Origin of the sequence: Paenibacillus sp. HJGM_3 (assembly GCF_045062745.1) — a bacterium.
GTDB lineage: Bacteria > Bacillota > Bacilli > Paenibacillales > NBRC-103111 > Paenibacillus_AA.
The window spans coordinates 176,996-196,480 of record NZ_JBJGED010000007.1; the positions used below are offsets into that span (position 1 = coordinate 176,996).

Here is a 19,485-nt window from a genome sequence, read left to right on the forward strand (position 1 = left end):
AGGCGAATTCGATGCTAACCGACTTGGACACGGTACGCGCCGAGCTGCAGGCGGCGGGGCGGTATATGATGGCGCACGGTCTGGCATGGGGCAATGCGGGCAACATCAGCGCCCGCACCGGCGACAGGCGTTACCTGATCACGGCGAGCGGCACATTCCTGGGCGAGTTGGCGGACGACGACTTCGCCGAATGCACCTTCGAAGGGAAGACGTTCCCCGAAGGGCGCAAAGCATCCAAAGAGATGCCGATGCATCGGGCGGTCTATGAGACGAGGCCGGACATCGGCGCCGTCCTGCACGCCTCCCCTTTCTACAGCACGCTCGTCGCGTGCTCCGGGGAGGAGGTGCCGCCGGACTTGTTCGTCGAGACGATGTATTACCTGGAGCGCGTCGAGCGGGTGCCGTACCGGCATCCGGGTTCGGAGGCCCTCGGCGAGGCGGTGCGGGAGAAGGCGTCCCTGGCGAACGTCCTGCTGTTGGAGAATCACGGCGTGCTCGTCTACGACACGACGATTCGCGAGGCGCGGATGGCGCTGCAGACGCTGGAGATGGCGTGCCGGATGTGGCTCTCCGCCAAGAGCGCGGGTATCTCGCTCGTTCGTCTCTCCAGCGACACTGCGGAAGAGTTCCGGCAGCATGCGGGGTATAAACCGAGAAGGGAGTGGCCGACATGAGCGGACAGGACGGCGCGCCTGCCCGGATCGGAGTCGTGGCCGACGATATCACGGGAGCGAACGATATCGGCATCATGTATGCCAAAGCGGGCTACATCACGTATGTGTACTCGTACGAGGGAGCTTTCTTTTTGGACGCGACAGACGGGGAGCCCGACGTTATCATATTGGACACAGACTCGCGATTCGACCCGCCGGAGGAGGCTTACCGCAAGGTGCATGCCGCGACATTGGATTTGGTACGGGCAGGCTGCTCGACGTTCGTGAACAAGACTTGCTCGGTCGGCCGCGGCAATATCGGTGCGGAATTCGATGCCATGCTGGATTCACTGGATGCGCCCTTCGCCGCCGTCGTCTTGGGCTTCCCGAAGAACGGGCGGCTGACGCTGGACGGCATCCATTACGTGCACGGCCGGAAGCTGGAAGCGTCCGAATTCCGGCACGATCCGGTACACCCGATGACCCGCTCGGATGTGGCCGGCATCTTGCAGGCGCAGACGGATCGGAGGGTCGCGGTGTTGACGCGGGAGACGATCGCTCAGGGAACTGCGGCGACGAAGGCCCGGCTCGAGGAGTTGAAGGGAGACGCCGCCTACATCGTGTTCGACGTGGAGGACCAGGCGGCGCTGCGCACGATTGCCGAAGCGGTCCGTGACGAGCGTGTCACGGCAGGCGCATCGGCGCTCTCGGAAGAGCTTGCGCTCGTCTGGGGCGCCAAGCCCGTGACCGCCGCCGGACCCGGCGTGACCTCGCGCCCCGGGCTCGGCGTCATGCTGGCCGCCGGCAGCCTCATGCCGCAGACGGCGGCGCAGATCGAGGTGCTGCGCGGCGCCGGTTCCGCCGCGGCGCACGAGCTCGACACCAGCCGGCTGTTCGCCCCCGCGGAGCGCGAGGCCGAGATTGTCCGTCTCGCGGGCGCCTTAGCCGCCGACTTGCGGGCCGGCCGGGATGCGCTCGTGCATGCGCCGAACGCGCCGGAGGCGGTCGCCCGCACGAAGGCGGAGGGCGTGCGCCGCGGGCTCGACAACAAGGTGGTGTCGCGCCTCGTGTCGGGTACGATCGCACAGATCGTGCGGCGCGTCCTCGCGGAGACGGGGCAGAACCGGCTCGTTGTGGCCGGCGGCGATACGTCGGCGGCGGTATGCGCCGCACTGGGCGTGAAGGGCATGCGCATCTACCGGGAAATCCAGCCGGGGCTGCCGTCGTGCGTGTCGATTGGCGACAACCCGCTGCTGCTTGTACTGAAGTCGGGCAGCTTCGGCCCGCCCGAGTTCCTGCTGCAGGCGGCGGACCATCTGCGCGAGGCGTGATGGTTGGACAGTAAGCCAAGGCATAATAGCAACGAAACATGGCAATCTAGAGGGGGCATTCCAATGATGGTCGGACAAAGGCGCAACAAAATCAAAGAGCAGCTGCTGTTGGAAAAAAGCGTGAAGGTCGCCGACCTGGTGAAGGAATTCAATGTGTCGGAGGAGACGATTCGGCGGGATTTGAATCAGTTGGAGCGCGAAGGGCTTATTCAAAAAAACTATGGCGGCGCGATCTTGATTGAGGAGTTGCAGCACTTGTCCGCCTCGATTCCACCGGTCCAACAGCGGAAATTCGAACTGTATGAAGAGAAGGACGCCATCGGGCGGAAGGCGGCGAGTCTCGTGAAGGAGCACCAGATCGTCATCGTCGACTCCGGTTCGACGACTTGGTGCGTGGCTCGGCATTTGAAGCAGCGCGCCGGGCTTACCGTCGTCACCAACGGCATCAACATCGCCGAGGAGTTCGTGGAGAACGAAGATTCCCATGTGTTCCTTCTCGGCGGCATGGTGATCAAGAAATCGATGAGCCTCGTCGGTCCCGTAGCGGAGGCCGAGCTGCAGAAGTACAATGCCGACTGCGTGTTCATGGGGACGTCCGGCATTTCCCTGCGCAAGGGCTTCACCAGCTCCGACATCTACGAGGCGGAGATCAAGCGCGCGATGGTCGCAGCCGGCCAGAAGGTCGTCGTCGTCGCCGATCACAGCAAGTTTCAACGCCAGGCCCTGATTTCCTACAGCTCGTTCCAGGATGTGGATGTCCTGATCACGAGCTCTTTGGTCGACCCATCCATCCTGACCGAGATCGAACGGCTGGGTGTAGAAATCATGATATGTGAGCTGTAAGGGGACGTATGAGGGGAGGAGAGGGATGTTTTGGACGCCAAATGGATTGTGAACGTCAAGATCGTGACTGAAACCGGAATCATCGATCGGGGATCCGTGAAAATCGAGCATGGTAAGATTACCGCCGTACAAGAAGGGCTACCGCAGCGGACAGCCGGATTCGAGGTCATCGACGGAGAAGCGGGCTGGCTAATTCCCGGCATGATCGACGTCCATATCCATGGGGCGAATGGGTGCGATATGATGGACGGTACGGTTGAAAGTATCCTGGAGGTCTCCAAAACATGCGCCGCTACGGGATGTACGTCGTTTTTGGCCACATCGGTCAGTTCCCGTTTGGAGGATCTGCTTCGCATGATCCGCAATGTGAAGGAGGCGGCGGGACAAGAGCAAGGGGCCCATATTGTCGGCATTCATACGGAGGGACCGTATCTGAACGCCAAGCGCAAAGGCATGCAGAACGAGGCCTTTTTGCGTCATCCGAACATAGCGGAAATGGAATGCGTTCTGCAAGAAGCGGGACATCTGCTCAAAATGGTGACGCTCGCTCCGGAATTGCCCGGCGGCATGGAGCTTGTCGCTTATTTGAGCGAAAGAGGCATCATAGCCGCGGTCGCTCACTCCGATGCCATGTATGAGGAGGCCGCCGAAGCGTTTCGGCTCGGAGCGAGCCATGTTACCCATTGCTTTAACGGCATGCGTCCGATCCACCATCGCGATCCCGGCTTGATCGTTGCCGCTTTCGAACAGCCCCATGTGAGCCTTCAGGCCATCGCGGACAACGTACATCTGCATCCGGCGATGATCCGCCTGATGCACCGGATCAAAGGGCCGGATCGCATGGTGCTGATCACCGATGCTCTACAGGCGATGGGGCTGGGGGATGGGGATTACCTCTTCGGCGGTCATCAGGTAAAGGTATCGGAAGGGATTGCCCGGTTAAAGGACGGAACGCTTGCTTCAAGTACGGTTACGATGGCCGAAGCCTTAAAAAACACGGTGAAGGCGGGAATTCACTTTGCCGACGCGGTCCAGATGGCTTGCCGGACGCCGGCTGAACTGTTGAAGCTTCCTCACAAAGGCAGAATTGCATTCGGCTGTGACGCCGATCTGGTGCTGCTGGACGAAGAGTTGGAAGTCGTATCCACATGGATAGCCGGCAAGAAGTTTGAGGCCGGTTAAAAAAGCGGATAAGTATTAAGGGATAAGTACCGCTCGTGAACAGCAAAAAAAGAAAACGGCGCTTTTTCGCCGTTTTCTCCTGATCGCCTTTTGATTTCGCTTATTGATACAGCTGGTCACTTTGTCCCGCTTCCGGATTCTGATACTGAGTTAAATATTGTTGGATCCGATTCTGTTCTTCAGGCACAACCTGATACATGGCGCCGACTTTTTGAATCATGAACGGATTCGCCGGCTCGAGGGCATCACTCATTTAAGTCATGAAGTTCATGTGCAGCCAGCTTCACGGATTCATTTCTCCTTTTTCATTCGATTATCACACCCCCTCTATGCTGCGATCTTGTTCCGCTTCTTATTCACCCGCATCAACAAAAAATAAAACTTGTCCATACTGCTTCATAAACCTTTTATAATCAGCGCTTCGCTTCAAAACGATTATGGTCGGATACGCATTTACTCCCCTTTGCTTTAATGCGGCAAGTAGCTCCTGCTGTACGACGGAATACAATTTGCCTTCATCATACCTAATAATAAGGGGTGCTCGATCAGTTATATTCAAATTCGTTTCATCATGGTTTTCCTTCATACACAGTCCATCCCTTTGAACCAAACGCAAGGGGAGTTTCACAACCCCAAAATAGATAGGATCTTCTTTCACCAAAGCACTTAAAGCTGGAGTGACTTTTACGGAAAAGAGAAGATAGCATTGCATCCACTCTTCAACCATACCGACATTTGCATATTGTACAGCTGATATTATATTCGGTGCGTATGTTAAACTTTTATCGTTTTTCTTTGAATAAATGATTTTTTTAATGGAATCCAAAGATAAAAAATACTCGTCTGCAAGCTCGGAAATCGTCATCCCATGTGCATACTTATTGCAAATCATGAGGTTGCGCCTTTTCAATTGAGCTCTGTAACCTGATGATTCGCCCCAGGGCTTTTTTTCATCTCCGGAAGGAATATAAAGAAGTTTGCCTGCCGCGTATTTTTGAACTTCTTTTAAAAGTTCCTCCGGTAATACATCACAGGCATTTTCATATTTCATAACATCACCGTCTATATGGCGTTTATTCGATCTTTCAGTTCACCTATTGATTTCATGATGGACTTGCAGGATTCCGTGTCATCAATCGAGGCATGCCAACGTAATGTATCGATCCCTTTATAATAGGCCATGCATAGGAATCTTTCCTTATAATCCTGGATGACGATATTTCTTTTCTTGCAATATTCAAAGAACAATTCGGGTATTTTTAAGTAAGGCTTATTTAAGTCCATGATGGCAAAATCCAAAAGGAAATCGCAAATACCGGATCTGCTCCAGTCAGGGAAACCTACCATTGTTTTTCCATCGGTTATCATGTTGATAAAAAAAGTATTATTATTAACTAAAAAACGTTTTCCTTCACAAAATTGAATTCTGTCTTCCATTTCCTTGAAGTATGATTCGAAAAATTGTCGCTCTAATAGAGTCGTTTCAAACATTTCCCTCCAATTATACCAGTATCCATCTTTATCCTCTGTAAATGTATCGATTAGAAATTCTCTGCATGTAGCATACTCCGTCTTACAATCCTCATTAAACTGCCCATATCCTCCTACTCCTGCGATATCGGTAGAACTAATTTCTAAAATCTTGTCAAAGATCAAATCGCAGCAATCTGCAAATTGTTGTGGAGTTAATTGATCCGCAACAAAACCATGCGGGGTCATACATATCTTCTCGGAAAGCATGGATTTAAGGATAAGGTCCTTACTCATTCGCTATATCTTCCTTTCCCTTTCAGCTAATGATCATCAGTTGCGCACCTGATCCATGTAAATCATATCACTCGTAATGTTTCGGAAAATAGGCACTGAATGACTTAAGTCAACTTTACATATGTTACTACATGAAAAGAGGCCTCAACCCTTGTCGGTTAAGGCCCTTTGTCATTCACTCAAGCTTCCGAGACGGGGTCCCGGTTCAAAACGAGTCTGGGTTCCGCTTTGGCTTGCCCGGTACGTTTAATGAAGAACGAGAGCAGCAGGCCGAGCACCCCGATGCCGACGATGACCAGATAAGCATCGTTAATGCCTTGAATGGACGCCTCCATGATCAGATGCTCCTTCGTCGCACCAGCAGCTGCGCCTGAGGTGAGACTTTCCTGCAGGTGAGCTTGGGTACGGTTCGTCATCACGGTCACGAGCAGGGAAGTCCCTACGGCGCCGGCCACTTGCCGAACGGTATTCGAGATCGCCGTGCCGTGCGCGTTCAATTGCCGCGGCAATTGATTAAGCCCTGCGGTCTGCACCGGCATGAGGAGCAAGGCCATCCCGATGCGGCGGCCGGTAGACATCAGGATCAGATAGGTGTAGCTGGTCGAGTCCGTCAAATCGATAAAGCCGATGGTGGTGAGAATCGTGATGAATAGGCCGATAATGGCCAGCCATTTCGCGCCGAACCGGTCGAACAGGCGGCCGGCGACCGGCATCAGGAATCCCATGACGAGCGCGCCGGGAAGCAGCAGCAAACCGGACTCGAGAGCGGTATAGCCCCGCGCATTCTGCAAGTACAGCGGCAGCAGCATCATGTCGGCATACATCACCATAGTGACCGCGATATTGATGATTGTGGTCAAGGAGAACATGCTGTACTGGAAGGCGCGAAGATCGAGCAGCGGATTCCGGGAAACGAGCTGCCGCCATGTGAACAGGGCCAGGGCCAAGATGCCCCCGCCGATCGAGGCGAGGATCTCCGGGCTCGACCACCCTTCGCTGCCGGCACGGCTGAAGCCGTACAGCAGAGCGCCGAATCCGATCGTGGAGAGGACGACGCTGAGCATATCGATTTTGGTCGCTTCCCGTTCCGAAACTTGCTGGGGGAAATGGATCTGGAGAAAATTACGGTCAATCGGATCGCCGAGCGCTCTACGATCAACCGGGTTACGTTTTATCTGCATTATCGGGACATCCCGGATATGCTGGAGAAAATGGCGGACGAGATGACCGAGAACATTCAACGTATTTTGGACGACGAATCCGGGGCACCGCATACCCCGGAAGAAGAGGAAGATTGGCCGCAGCTCGTCAAGCTGCTGGAGCATATCGCCGAACACGCAAAATTGTACAAAATCATTCTTACGTCCAGAAGGACGCCCATCTTCACCGATCGGATGCTGAGACTGTTGTCGCGTTCGGTTACGGCCCGAATTGAACGGATGCGAACCGAACCTTTTTTTGCCGCCGCCGGTATCCAAAAGGACATTGCCGTCTGGTACGGAGCGTCCGCCTTGATCGGCACAATTGTAGCTTGGCTGAAAAAGGATATGCCGTATACCCCTTCTTTTCTCGCCAAACAGTTTACCTTGATGCGTTCGAACCTGAAGCTGTAGCAGGCGGCCGCAGACGCTCCGCTACGGACTCGGGCGTCTCGAGATTCGACCAGAACAGCTTCAACTCGTCGCGGAAACGGGAAAGCTCGCGAATCGGAAGGCCGAGCTCGACGTGTGTGCCGAAGGTAGGCGTAATCTCCCGGTACAAGTGGTAGCGCGAAGGACGGTACAGGCGCTCGGCGCCCGTCCATTCGGCCGAAGCTTTGTGGGCGGGGATGCTCAGCGTATGCTGCCGAATATACAACTGGGACGCCTCGGAGCTCATGAAATCGACGAAGAGCTTCGCGGCTTCTTTTTGCTTCGAGAAGCGGTTTATTGCAAGCCCGGTGACGAGCAGCAGCGTTCTTGCACTCTGTTCATACGGAAGAGGGGCGAGATCGTAGTCGAATTCTACCTGTTTCAGGTGCTTCAAGCCGAAATAGGTGGTCATGATGACAGCCGCCTTTTGCTGGGCGAACAGCTTCTCCGCATCCGCATCGTTCTCGGACAGGAAAGCCGGGAACAGCCCTTGGCTATACATAAGATCCCGAAACTCCCCCAGACAGCCCCACAAGCCCGGATCGTCATAGAGAAACCGAGGCGAGTCGCCGGCAAAGCGGTAGTTCCGCTGAAGGAGCGGAATCGTAAACCGGTTCGCAGAAGCGATATGGGCATAGAAGCCGAAAATATCCCGCTCCTGCTTGATCCGCAGCGCAGTATCGAGCAGTTGTCCCCACGACCAGCTGCTGTCCGGCTCCTCCATCCCCAGTTCCCGAAACATCGTCTTGTTGTAGCACAAAATGACCGGCGAGAAAATGAGCGGCTGCACGTACATCTTGCCTTCGTGGCTGCTCATCCGGTGTAAGTAAGGATAGCTTCCGCTTGAGGCTGTCTGGGGCTCGAGCAGGTCGAGGGCGTCGTGCTCCGCGATCTCGCGAAAGTTCCAGCCGTTCAGGGTAATCACATCGAGCCACCCATTCTCGAGGTAACGCTTGATCGAATCGGGATAATCCGTATAGGGAAGGGAGACGGTCTCCACTTTGATATGCGGATATTGCGTTACGAATCGACCGATCAACTCAGCGAACTGAGCCTCCCCTTCCACCGAGGGATAGAAGCCTACGGTGAGAGCAACCGCCTCCTGCGTCTCAAGCATGCGAACCCGATTCCCCACGCGAGGTACTTTCGAGATGAGTCCTTCCTCTACCAGCAGGTCAAGTGCTTTGCGCACCGATTTCTTACTCAGGTTATAGTGCTCGGCGAGCGAGAGCTCGGAGGGCAGATAGCTACCAGGCGGACGCTCGGAACGAATAATTTCGCGCCTCAGCGTTTGGATCATCTCGTCGAATCGGGCTTGGAATGTGACGCGGTCGGGCTTTTGGCTCATGCCGGCAATCTCCTTACTTAACTCAAAGGATTTTCATTGCACACAGTATAGCATATCACACGGATATTAGGTACAAGGATACCACATGTAATCTAGAAAACAATAATTAAACGCTTCCAAAAGGGATTGACAGCACGTGAATGGGGAAGTACGATTATTTTGGATACCTCATGGATACCACAAAACAGATTGGAGGAGGATTTAGCCACAATCAAGTCCGCAACACTTGCAGCAGGTCGAACAGACAATTCCATGTGTGGGAGGAAATGAAATTGAGACCATTCTCGATCCGAAGTAGCATTGCCTCGATGCTGTCGCTCACCGTGCTCGCTTCGATGTTCGTCATCCCAATCGGTGCGGGAGCGGCTACGGTCGATATCCCGTTGACCAATCCGGGGTTCGAAGAACCTTTAGCGAACGGTAAAGTTCCCGGTTGGAGCAGCATTTTCGCCGTCAAGGAAGGAAGTTATACGTATGCCGTGACGAATGCCAAAAGCGCGAGCGGCCAGTACAGCTTGAAGATTACGGATACCACGACTGCCAACTCTGTCGCCCTGCAGACCGACAAGCTGCCGGTAACCCCCGGTACGGCCTACACGGCCAGTGCCAAGGTGTTCATCGAGAGCGGGGGCATCGCCAGCTTGAACTTGCGATATTTCAATTCCGCGAACGTCTCGGTCGGTGAAACCCCGATACATAACGATCCGAACAAGGGCTTCACTCGCGGGCAATGGAACCCTACTTCGACTACGATGACCACGCCTGCCGATGCGGCTTATGCCCGGATCATCGTGTACACGACCGCTTTCAGTACGTCGACGGCCTATTATGACGATATTCGTTTTACTTATTCCAAGCCGGATGTGATCCCGGGCGTGTGGAACCTCTCGGCGCCTGCTCAGGTCCAGGCGGGGCAAGAATTCAGCACGACCGTGAGACTGTCGGAAGTGAAGGCGCTTTCGAGCGTTCAGGCGTCCGTCTATTATGATAATTCCAGGCTTGAGCTGGTCTCCGTCTCGCCGGCCGGCGCGTTCGCGGGCGATGCCGCCACTTTCGCTTCGAGCGAGGACGACGGTACGATCCGGCTCATCGCGGCGCAGAAGGACGGTAAGGAGCTGAGCGCCGATACGGATCTTGCGAAGATCAGCTTCCGCGCGAAGGTGGAGAACGGCACGGCGTGGGTGCTGCTCGGGAAAGGGTCGACGCTGAACGAATCGTACGCGTTGAACCAAGACCAGGTGAAGCTCGTTACGATCGGCACCGGCTCCTCGGAACCTGCCGTGCCGCTGGACCAGATCCAGTTCGGAACGCCTGAATACCGTACCGCACCGATCGCCGATGCGGTCGGGGTGTTCGACGGAGAAGCCGGCGTCGAAGACGGACACAACGTCATGTATACGACGGTGAAGGGCATTCCTCCGATGCTGCATGTCGTGGATTTGGACGACTACCATCTGGTGCGAAGCGTTCCGCTCGAGGGCGGCGGAGAAGTGTGGAACCATGCCATCGCTCCTGATGGCACCGTCTATATCACATCCGCCGGCCAGCTGTGGGCTTATTCTCCGGTGACGAAGCAAGCCGAGAAAGTGTTCACGTTCCCAGGAGAAAGCACGTTCTGGTGTCTCGCCATCGACGAGCGGGGCAACGTCTACGTAGGGACGGGGCCCGGAGGCAAGGTGCTGAAATATGATCCCGTTACGAAGCAGAGCCGCGACTACGGACGCCTGGTGACGGAGATCAACCAGGTATACGTGAGATCGATCGACTATAGCAACGGATATATTTATGCCGGCACGTCCAACAGCAAAGTATACCGCGTGAACGTTGAGACCGGGGAAAAGGTGGAGCTCGCTTCCTCGCTTGGCGAGAAGGGCTATGTGTACGACCTGAACATCGTCGATGACAAATTCCTTGTCGTGCGCTACGACACTCCGCAAAGAAGATATATCTATGACCTCGAGCAGGGTGCATGGCTCGACCTCGTGATCGAGAAAAGCTCTTCGGGCCTGCAGCTTCCGAAGAAGTCATTGAACGGCAAGATCTATATGCCGGTGGACAAAAAAATCGTCACCTTCGACGTAGCGACACATGCGATCGAAGACTCCGGGATGGTGTACGAGACCGCCTTCCGGGGGGCGAACTGGGTGCAGGTGGACGATCCGGAGCTGCCGGGAACGAGTCTCGTGACCATGAATTTTGCCGGCATCATTGTGTTTATGAATCCGCAGACGGGGCTCGTCAAGCGCTATCCGAACGTGCTGCCGCCGAATGCCACCGTCACCAACAAATTTACGAACGGGCCGGACGGCAAAATCTACGTGACCGGCATGCAGGCTTCCAAGGCGGCCGCCTATGATATTGCCGCGAATACAGCGACAACGTTCCCGATGGGGCAGGCTGGAGCGGTGACTCCGTTCGGCAATAAAATGTACTTCGGCGTTTATCCGGGCGGAGATGTATACGAATACGATCTCTCTTTGCCTGTCGGCGGAACGAATCCGAAGCGCCTCTTCATTATCGGCAATGAGCAGGACCGTCCCGGTGCAGCCGTCGTGGCGGGCAACAAAATCTACATCGGATCCGTTGCGACTTACGGCGCGGTTGGCGGGGCGATCACAGCTTTCGATCCGAACAGCACGGATGTCGCGTCCTCGTACCGAGTGTACCGCAATGTCGTGCAAGACCAGAGCGTGATCTCGCTCGCTTACCGTGACGGCAAGCTCTATGGCTCGACGAGCATTAACGGCGGGGTTGCTGCCGATCCGAAGGCCAAGGAAGCGAAGCTGTTCGTATGGGACACGGTCAAGGAAGAGAAGATTGCCGAGGCTTCGCTCGACATACCGGGGCTGACGGAACCGCCGGCAATTGGCGGGCTGACATTCGGACCGGACGGTCTCTTGTGGGGAGGGGCCAATGGGTATGTGTTCGCACTTGATCCCAAGACTCTCAAAGTAATCAAGTCCTCCAACATCAATCCCGCCGATAACGGATTGGGCTTCCGTTGGGGCAACTTCGGGCTCAAGTGGTCGGAGGACGGAATTTTGTTCGCCATGCTGGGGAAAAAGCTGTACGCCATTGAGCCGAGCAGCTTCGCGACGAAATATTTGGGCGATGGGGAGACCTTTACGCTTGGCCCTGACGGCCATCTGTATTACGCTCCTTCCGAGAACCGCACGTTGATGTATCGGATTACGGTTCGTACTCCGGCGGAGATCGCGACGGGCCTGGAGCTATCGGGACTCACGCCGCTTGTAACGGGCGAATCCGGGCAAGCGTCGGTCGCCGTACAGTTCCTGGACGGTTCGAAGCGCACCCCGGCCACTGGAATCTCTTACTCCAGCAGCAATCCGCAGGTGGCTGCGGTTGACGCGACGGGCAAAGTGACAGCGGTCAGCCATGGGGAAGCGGTGATCACCGCCACCTATGAAGGGGTATCCGCCACATACACGCTTGTCGTCAGCCCGGCCTTAACGTCGGTCGCGATCACCGGGCTGAGCTCGGCGAAGGAAGGCGACAGCCAGCAAGCACTTGTATCGGCGGCTTACTCCGATGGCAGCAGTACGGCTGTCTCCGCTGGGATTACCTTCAGCAGCAGTAACCCTGATGTGGCTGCAATCGATGCGTCAGGAATGATTATGGCAAAAGCCGTCGGCGAAACCGTCATTACGGCTACATATGGGGGCAAGTCCGCCGAGTATCGTCTCGCCGTGACCGCCTCTCTGACGGGCATCGCCATCACCAAGCTGAAACCGATGAAGGAGGGCGAAACGCTGCCAGTCACGGTTACCGCTAAGTATTCAGACGGTACGAGTGCGGATGTGACCGCACGCGCATCATTCAAGAGCAGTACGCCGGAAGCCGCGACGATCAGTCCTGCCGGCCTGCTGACCGCGGTTGCCAAAGGGCAAACCGACATTATCGCGGCGTACGCCGGCAAGGAAGCGAGCGATAAGCTCGTTGTTACTAAGCTGAACGAGAAGAACGAGTAAAACTAAAGTAGGGACGGCTGGACGAGGAGGTTTCTCGCCCAGCCGTTTTATTTTTGCGGGGAGGATTGGAATCTCGCACGGATAACTACAAATGTGCAGTTATTTCCGCCGCAATACGGGCTTTGGGCGCCTACCTACTGAATTCGATGGCCCGCAACGGCCCCTGAACGGCATTAGGGTGAAGCCGTACTCACTTTGCGCTTACGTCAGAGGGAAAACCTCCCTCTCATTGGGCCGATTTTTCGACTTCTGGCTGCATCAAGGGGAAAACCTCCCTCTCTTTCCGAGCGAATGCTCCGATTGGACGGATTTCGATTGAAAAAGGAGGAGAAATTCCTCATCATGGAGCCGATCTGGCTGCCTATCCATCGAAAAGGGGGAGAAATTCCCCCTCATGCCGAAAGCGGGCGTAGAACGTACGGAGAACGCAACGCTTAACAAGATTTTGAGGAAGCGGCCTGAACCCTCTGTCTGCCTCCCCGCGCGCCAAACTGAACGGGAAACCAAAAAACTCCAACCTGCCCGCAATGTGATGTTGAGGGAGGTTGGAGTTTTGATGTTGCACGAGATTACTTACTTCGTTTCAAGATGTAATCCACATCCTGCAGCAGCAGCCCGGCAAAGGCGGGATCGATGCTTTTTTCGTCTGTCGCCTCTTGCACCATTCCCACGAACGGGTTCAAGTCGGTTTTCAGCTTTTTGGCATCATCCTGATTAGCAGCGGCTTGCTCGGCTTTCCGGATTAAGTTCTTCACAACACTTTCGTTGCGGATCCACCCTTTGGCGGCTCCAGCTTGCACGACGGCAGACAGGTGTGACGCATCCACGTCAACGCCGAGCACGAATTCGCGCACCGCCTCATTGCCGGCCCGGTCGACCGCGACGACGCGGACGGTGTGCTCGCCCACGGAGAGCTCCAGCGGCGCAATCGTAAATTGCGTACCGCGCGGGGAGCCGTCCAAGGTGACGCTTAAGGACGATACGCCGGTGATCGCGTCATCCGCGTAGACGTTCAGCGTGACGGAATCGCTTTGCCACACGCGAGCAGGAACGTTCAGCACGATTTGCGGCGCGGTCAGGTCGACCGTGACGGTGGCGGACGCCGTGAAGCCGCCTTCGTAGGTCACGGCGGTGACCGTCGTGCGTCCGTCGCCTACAGCCGTAACCGTGCCGTTGGCGTTAACGGTAGCGACGTTCGGGTCGGCGGTTGTCCACCGTACGCTGCGGTTCTCCGCCGTATCCGGCAGCACACGGGCGGTCAGCGTCGCTTCGCGTTCGCGGCCGCTCAGCACAAGCTCACTGCGGTCGAGTTCTACGCCGGAGACCGGAGGGGGGCCGTACACCATCACTTCGGTGATGCTGTTGTAGTTGTTGGCCGAATTGCCGCTGCCGACTAGGCGGACATACTTCGCTGGCGTCGCCTGCAGGAGGAGCGTTTCCGGCTGCACGGTCGTCCCCGAGCTCTCTCCGCTGAACAGCTTCGTCCATGTTTTCCCGTCAGTCGAAGCTTCCAGATCATAGTATGCACGCCGCGTATTGCCGTTGAAGATCGCGACGGATACCGCGCTGACCGTTTTCACGCCGCCCAGATCATACTGAATCCACTGTTTCCCTGCAGCCGACCAGCGGGTGTCGAGATTACCGTCGATCGTCTTCTCCGGCGTGTTGCCTTGTGCAGCCTCCGGAACCGCACTGGCGGTGACGCCCGCGATCTCGTACTTCTGCAGGCCCGGCGGGTCGCCGATCATCGGCAGCCGTTTGAAGGCAATCGTATACGAGTTCATGAGGGACGGATTCGTCCGGTCTTTTACGATGACGCGCGCCATTCCCGGAATACCCGCGGCCTGCTCGATCGTGACCGTATGAGCCGATGTTGCCGCAACCACAGGCACGGCGGTTGCTTCGAACGGAACGGGCACTTCGTAGTACGTTCCCTTCGGGGTGAATCCCTGCACCGGTTGGCCGTCCACCGTCAAGCCGTCGAGCGTCGGACGGGTAGGCTGCGGCTGCAGCGCGCCGTCCGGAATCGACCAAGCGGCGAGCGGAGTGAAAGCAGGAGCCGCAGAAGGGATCTCATCCGTGTCGTAGAGCGGCACGAGCCACACGGCCAAGTTCGTTTCCTGCACGCCCGTCATATGCACGGCGAGCTTCCGAACGCCGAAGTTCTGAGACTGGTCGGCCGGATTCGGCGACGTCGGCAGCGGTTCGGCATCCATTACCGAGAAGGCTGCACCCTCGGGCGCTTCCAGCAGCTTCGCATACAGCCGCTTGTCGCCCTGCTTCAGGATGGCGGCGCGGCCGTTCTCGATGATGTCGATGCTGGCCTTCGTATGCATGAACCAATATAGCTCGGAAGGGGTCTTCAGCTTCATTTCATCCTGCACGATCAACTGGGTGCGGTCGGCGGTCAGCATCATGCCTCGCTTCATGCTGACGGCATCCCTCTTGTACACGTCCGTCATGTCGAGCACCGAGAAGGCGCCCCGCGGCTTCGATTCCTCACGGATGCGCAGCGCGGTTCCCCACGGATCCTGCTGGACGACCGGGTTCTCCGCCGGGTTGATGACGATCGTGTTATGGCCTTCCGTGGTCTTGCGATAATACGTCCAGCGCTGGTTCGTGTAATCCCAGTAGCCGGGCAAGCTATAGCTCTCATTGCCGGAATCCATCGCCCATCGCGTACCGAGGGCGTCGAAGACGAAGGTGCCGGCGTCGAGATCGAAATGGCTCTTCAAGGTTTCATTAACGCCCTTCATGGAAGCAAAGAGTGCGTTCGGGTCGTCCCAGGCGCTGCGCATCGAGCCCGATTCGATCGCGGAATAAAATTGATCGAGCTCCGTCGGCTTCACATCGAACATGCCGGGTTTATACAGGACGAGGTACAGCGGATGGAAGACCCCTTTCCGGCGGTACAAGTCGCCCAGATGCCAGGCGAATTCCGGCTTGCCGAAGAAGTCCGCGAACCACATCGATTCCGGTTGGGCCATCGAGATTCCGCCGTCGAAGAAATCGAAGTAACCGCCTTCTCCGAGCAAGTGAAGCGGGAACGCACCCGATTCCTCGAAGCCGTCGAGCGCGGACAAGCCGTAGTCCGTGCCGAGCACTCGGTTCATTGCCGCAATCATGTAGGACAAATATTGTCCGCCGTAATGCCAGTACGCCGGCCCTTCCGGCCAAGCGCCGTCCGGCGTGTAGTGGCGTAGCGCCAGCTGCAGCTTCTTGTACATGCCCGCGAGCGTTTGTTTGGCCGCCGCTTCGGCGGCCGGATTCTCATCCGCGATCGCAAGCGCCGCGAGGCCGAAGTTGCCGTTGTCCACGAGGTTGATGTTGTTGAACTCACCATTGTGTGTGAAGACGCCGCGGTACCAGTCGTTCGCCACATTCAGCACCTTCACGCGGATCGCATCGGCCACAAGCGTTCGCTGGGCTTCCGTCATCGCATCGTAAACCCAGTCATACGCGAGAGCAACCGGAGTCGCCAGCTCCGCCATCGCGAGGATGTTGTTGTACCGGTCCCCCCAGTCGGCATAACCCGCCAGCGCCTCCAGCTCTTGGATCGTGCGCTGGGCATACCGGGCGTCACCGCTCAGCTGATACATCAAGGCCGTATTCAGCAGTCTGTCGCGGATGGTGGAATTGTTCGTCCCGTTGGAAGCGTAGGGGAGAGGAACGGTAGCGAGCACCGGGTCGGCCAGCGCCTTCAGCTTGCCATACCATTCGCTCACATACGAATCGGTGCCGATCAGTGACCGGGTCCGGTCGAAATCCGCTTTCCCGGCCAGCAGGCGCGGATGTTCCCCGTACGTAGGCTGGCTCCGGAATTGCGACATGAAATCGTCCTGCGCCGGGACGACGAACACGCGCACGCTGCCCTCCGTGCGGCCGCCCTGCGGGTCCTGAGCCGCTACGCGAAAGCCGTCATAGCCGGTGAAGCCGTTTTGGGGCGTATAAATGTATGTACCGTCCGCATTCACCTGCAGCGTGCCGTGTTCCGGATCGGCCACTTTGCTCCACACCAGCGTTTGGTTTTCTTTGTCGGTCCCTTGCTGCAGCTTGTCATTCAGCACCGTGTTTTTAGGGGTGGACGACCATTTCAAGTCCAATGCAGGGGCGTCGTTAACCGGCCGAACTTGAACCGTCGCTCTGGCGAATCCGGGTCCGCCCTGAGACGTTTTGGCCATATACGTGAATTCATCCGTTCCATTGAAGTCGGGATTCGGATAATACAAGAATCGGCCGTCGGGGAATACCGTCAGTTTGCCGTTCTTCGGCTCGACGATCTTCTCGAACGTCACGGCAGCGCCGGTGCTGTCGTGAGCCGACAGAAGGCCTGCCAGCTCCCCGTCTTCGAGGACGGTGCCGGCATACGGCTCTACCGTCAACGTCGCAGGTGCGCCTACGCTTACGACCGAGCTGTACGTATACCCGCCGTCCGCGGTTTTCACCGTAATGAAGGCATACCCGTTCGCATGAGCGCTGACGGTGCCGGTATCGCTGACGGTGGCAACCGCTTCGTTAGACGACGTCCAAGTTACGTTGCGGTTCGTCGCGTTGTCCGGTTGAAACTGCGGTGTCAGCGTCCCTATCTCGCCAGGCTGTAAGCTGAGGGTGGCGGGGGTTATGCTGACGCTCTGCACTCCGTTCCATTCTTGAACGGCGAGATCGTCGAACCACACCTTGCCGGTCCCGGTCTCCAGGAACGCCTCGACCTTTAGCCAGGCCGGACTCGTCGCGTTGTCGGGAATCGTGACCGTCCGCTCGAAGTAGAACCAATCCTTCGTGCCGGCCGCTTCGGCCATATTGACGAGCAGGTTGCCGCCGGACGTCCGGCCGACTTGAAACCGCACGAGGCCTTTGCCCGAGGTCATCTCCGTCTTCATCCAACCGCTCACCTTATAAGTTTTGCCGACGGCAACCGCATTCGTCTGTTGATAGACCGTCCCGCGGGCCGCCGGCGAGGCTTCCAGCCGCACCGATTTGGAGCCGCTGTGCGCTACGGAGGAGTCAACCGCGAAGAGGGGCGTACCCGTGAACACATACCGGGTCCAGGATAGAGCCGAGACGTTGCCGACCCAACCGGCAGCGGTAGCGGTCTGCTCGAATCCGCCGTTCTGCAGTAAATTGGGGGCTGCCGCTTCATCCGCTCTGACCGATCCCCATCCGGAGGGAATGAATCCTGATGCCAATAAAACCACTAATAGTCCGCTAATCATTCGTTTCATGAACGTACGTACCTCCTATTCCGACTCAACTTTGCCTAGCTCCGTTCCGTATTGTAAGCCCTTACAATTTTTGGTCTATAATAACCCTCCTTCATCTGAAATAGATCTTACATAATTACCATAAAGGCAATTCCGCTCCAAAGATACAGTTTGTTCGAATGCCGAGTTATCCGGGGTTAAGTTTCCGGGCTATCCAATTTTAAACAAGATTATCCGCAAATAAGATTGGACGGGTTCACTCAACAAGCCGCATTTGTCCAACCGCCGCTCCGATTTGGCCTGGACCGTGCCTTGAACGTACGGCCCTTATTTTGTTTTGAAACGAAGTGCTTGAGCGTGGCAAGGGAAAATTAAAAATAGTATATAAGTCCTCTATTTTTCATTGAATATAGGTCTAAAGTTGCGGTTATTTCTTTACATTGGAAAAGATGTATAGTTTAATAGTAATAGTTCGACAATTCTCGCGAGACTTAAGTCTCCTAATAAATGTAAAATAACGATTCAACCAGAAGCGTTTATTACGTATTCCTGCATGATTTGCATTTACTTACTAGGAGGTACTTATGTCGGAAATAGGATTCGTTTTAAAAGAAGATCAAGATTTTGAACGGGCCATTCAAAAAGGATACATAGTAGAAGCACTGGAAGGTAATCAGAAAAAATACGGGCCTGGAAAAATTACATCTTATGGTTTTTTGTATGTTGCAATTGAGGACAAATATTTGGTTAGGTCTGCAAACCAATTTGTGGTTGTAGGGTTCACGTAAACCTTGTAAATGATAGATTACTGATTTCCACCATAACGGGTATCGTTCTCTCTGAAACCTGATCAGGTCCACTTCAAGTGAGTGCATCTCGATCCCGTTATGGTCGGACAATGGAGTCGCGTTCATTTTCTTTATTAACATTTCTCCCTCGTTTCCCTCACGTGCGTCACATGTACTCCCATCGCTGGAATCCAATTCCCCCTTCTAGACTTAATTTTGTCATGATCCAATTTTGTTACTGCTTTGTTACCGAATTTGTGACTTGAATGTTACAGGGGAAGTTTATGATAGGACTAACTTGATACATTGCGAATGCTCTATATTCAATTGATTATGGTGGTGCATTGAAAATATGAAAATCAAAGTTTTACTCGTTGACGACGAGCCTCATAATTTAGATATTTTGCGTATTGTTCTGACCGCATTAAGTTACGAGCTTTATGAGGCGGTTTGTGGGCAAGATGCTTTGAGAATGGTAGATGAATATGCCCCCGATCTGATCTTGCTGGATGTCATGCTGCCTGATATTTCGGGCTTTGAGGTGTGTAAACAATTAAAAGAGCGGAGCGGATTTACAACCCCGATTATTTTTCTTTCGGCAAACGTCCAAGCTGAAGCGATCGAAAAAGGGTTGAGTATCGGAGGGGTAGATTATTTGAAAAAGCCTTTTGATTTTGATTTGCTGGAAAAGAAAATCAGCTTAGCACTCGCAAATGCGAAATAACGTTAGGAAATCTTCTGACGAAAGGGAA

The 19,485-nt window shown here is 55.5% G+C and carries 12 protein-coding genes and 1 pseudogene; 8 read left to right on the forward strand and 5 right to left on the reverse strand.

Going from position 1 to position 19,485, the window contains the following annotated elements; translation table 11 throughout:
• The first annotated feature begins 11 nt into the window (after positions 1-11).
• The 4 genes from ACI5FR_RS10470 to nagA all read left to right on the forward strand — a co-directional run bounded on the left by ACI5FR_RS10470 (position 12) and on the right by nagA (position 4,009).
• Complete coding sequence (locus ACI5FR_RS10470) at positions 12-674, forward strand: class II aldolase/adducin family protein (RefSeq protein WP_405454094.1); 663 nt, start codon at positions 12-14, stop codon at positions 672-674.
• Entirely contained in the window at positions 671-1,984 is a 1,314-nt protein-coding gene (locus ACI5FR_RS10475; RefSeq protein WP_405454097.1) for a four-carbon acid sugar kinase family protein, read from the forward strand. Before ACI5FR_RS10470 ends, ACI5FR_RS10475 begins: the two co-directional genes overlap by 4 nt.
• Before the next feature lie 63 nt (positions 1,985-2,047).
• Positions 2,048-2,827 (forward strand): DeoR/GlpR family DNA-binding transcription regulator, encoded by a 780-nt coding sequence (locus tag ACI5FR_RS10480; RefSeq protein WP_405454099.1) that lies wholly within the window; start codon positions 2,048-2,050, stop codon positions 2,825-2,827.
• 30 nt (positions 2,828-2,857) lie between these two features.
• The gene (gene nagA, locus ACI5FR_RS10485; protein ID WP_405454102.1) at positions 2,858-4,009 is read left to right on the forward strand and encodes an N-acetylglucosamine-6-phosphate deacetylase; all 1,152 of its coding nucleotides are present in this window, start codon (positions 2,858-2,860) and stop codon (positions 4,007-4,009) included.
• Positions 4,010-4,361: 352 nt separating this feature from the next.
• Here nagA and ACI5FR_RS10490 read toward each other — a convergent pair whose 3' ends face one another.
• From ACI5FR_RS10490 to ACI5FR_RS10500, 3 genes and pseudogenes are all read right to left on the reverse strand, one after another.
• Positions 4,362-5,060 (reverse strand): CD3324 family protein, encoded by a 699-nt coding sequence (locus tag ACI5FR_RS10490; RefSeq protein ID WP_405454107.1) that lies wholly within the window; start codon positions 5,058-5,060, stop codon positions 4,362-4,364.
• Between the two features lie 11 nt (positions 5,061-5,071).
• Positions 5,072-5,776: a hypothetical protein gene (locus ACI5FR_RS10495; RefSeq protein ID WP_405454108.1), complete on the reverse strand. Its 705-nt coding sequence runs from the start codon at positions 5,774-5,776 to the stop codon at positions 5,072-5,074.
• A gap of 179 nt (positions 5,777-5,955) precedes the next feature.
• Positions 5,956-6,876, reverse strand: a pseudogene (locus tag ACI5FR_RS10500) (MFS transporter); the annotation flags it as partial.
• Positions 6,877-6,882: 6 nt separating this feature from the next.
• Between ACI5FR_RS10500 and ACI5FR_RS10505 the strand changes: the two are divergent.
• The gene (locus ACI5FR_RS10505; RefSeq protein WP_405454111.1) at positions 6,883-7,389 is read left to right on the forward strand and encodes a TetR-like C-terminal domain-containing protein; all 507 of its coding nucleotides are present in this window, start codon (positions 6,883-6,885) and stop codon (positions 7,387-7,389) included.
• Here ACI5FR_RS10505 and ACI5FR_RS10510 read toward each other — a convergent pair.
• Complete coding sequence (locus ACI5FR_RS10510) at positions 7,358-8,755, reverse strand: extracellular solute-binding protein (RefSeq protein WP_405454114.1); 1,398 nt, start codon at positions 8,753-8,755, stop codon at positions 7,358-7,360. The genes ACI5FR_RS10505 and ACI5FR_RS10510 overlap by 32 nt on opposite strands.
• Positions 8,756-9,027: 272 nt before the next feature.
• On the opposite strand from ACI5FR_RS10510, the gene ACI5FR_RS10515 reads away from it, so the two are divergent.
• On the forward strand, positions 9,028-12,744 hold the full coding sequence (locus ACI5FR_RS10515; protein ID WP_405454116.1) for an Ig-like domain-containing protein: 3,717 nt from the start codon (positions 9,028-9,030) through the stop codon (positions 12,742-12,744).
• Between the two features lie 569 nt (positions 12,745-13,313).
• Here the strand turns inward: ACI5FR_RS10515 and ACI5FR_RS10520 are convergent.
• Positions 13,314-17,966: an Ig-like domain-containing protein gene (locus tag ACI5FR_RS10520; RefSeq protein WP_405454118.1), complete on the reverse strand. Its 4,653-nt coding sequence runs from the start codon at positions 17,964-17,966 to the stop codon at positions 13,314-13,316.
• Between the two features lie 563 nt (positions 17,967-18,529).
• Here ACI5FR_RS10520 and ACI5FR_RS10525 point away from each other — a divergent pair.
• Together ACI5FR_RS10525 and ACI5FR_RS10530 are read left to right on the forward strand one after the other, a co-directional pair.
• Positions 18,530-18,733 carry a hypothetical protein gene (locus ACI5FR_RS10525; protein ID WP_405454121.1) on the forward strand — a complete coding sequence of 68 codons (204 nt, stop codon included), beginning with the start codon at positions 18,530-18,532 and terminating at the stop codon, positions 18,731-18,733.
• 352 nt (positions 18,734-19,085) lie between these two features.
• Positions 19,086-19,457 (forward strand): response regulator transcription factor, encoded by a 372-nt coding sequence (locus ACI5FR_RS10530; RefSeq protein ID WP_405454124.1) that lies wholly within the window; start codon positions 19,086-19,088, stop codon positions 19,455-19,457.
• Positions 19,458-19,485 lie beyond the last annotated feature (28 nt).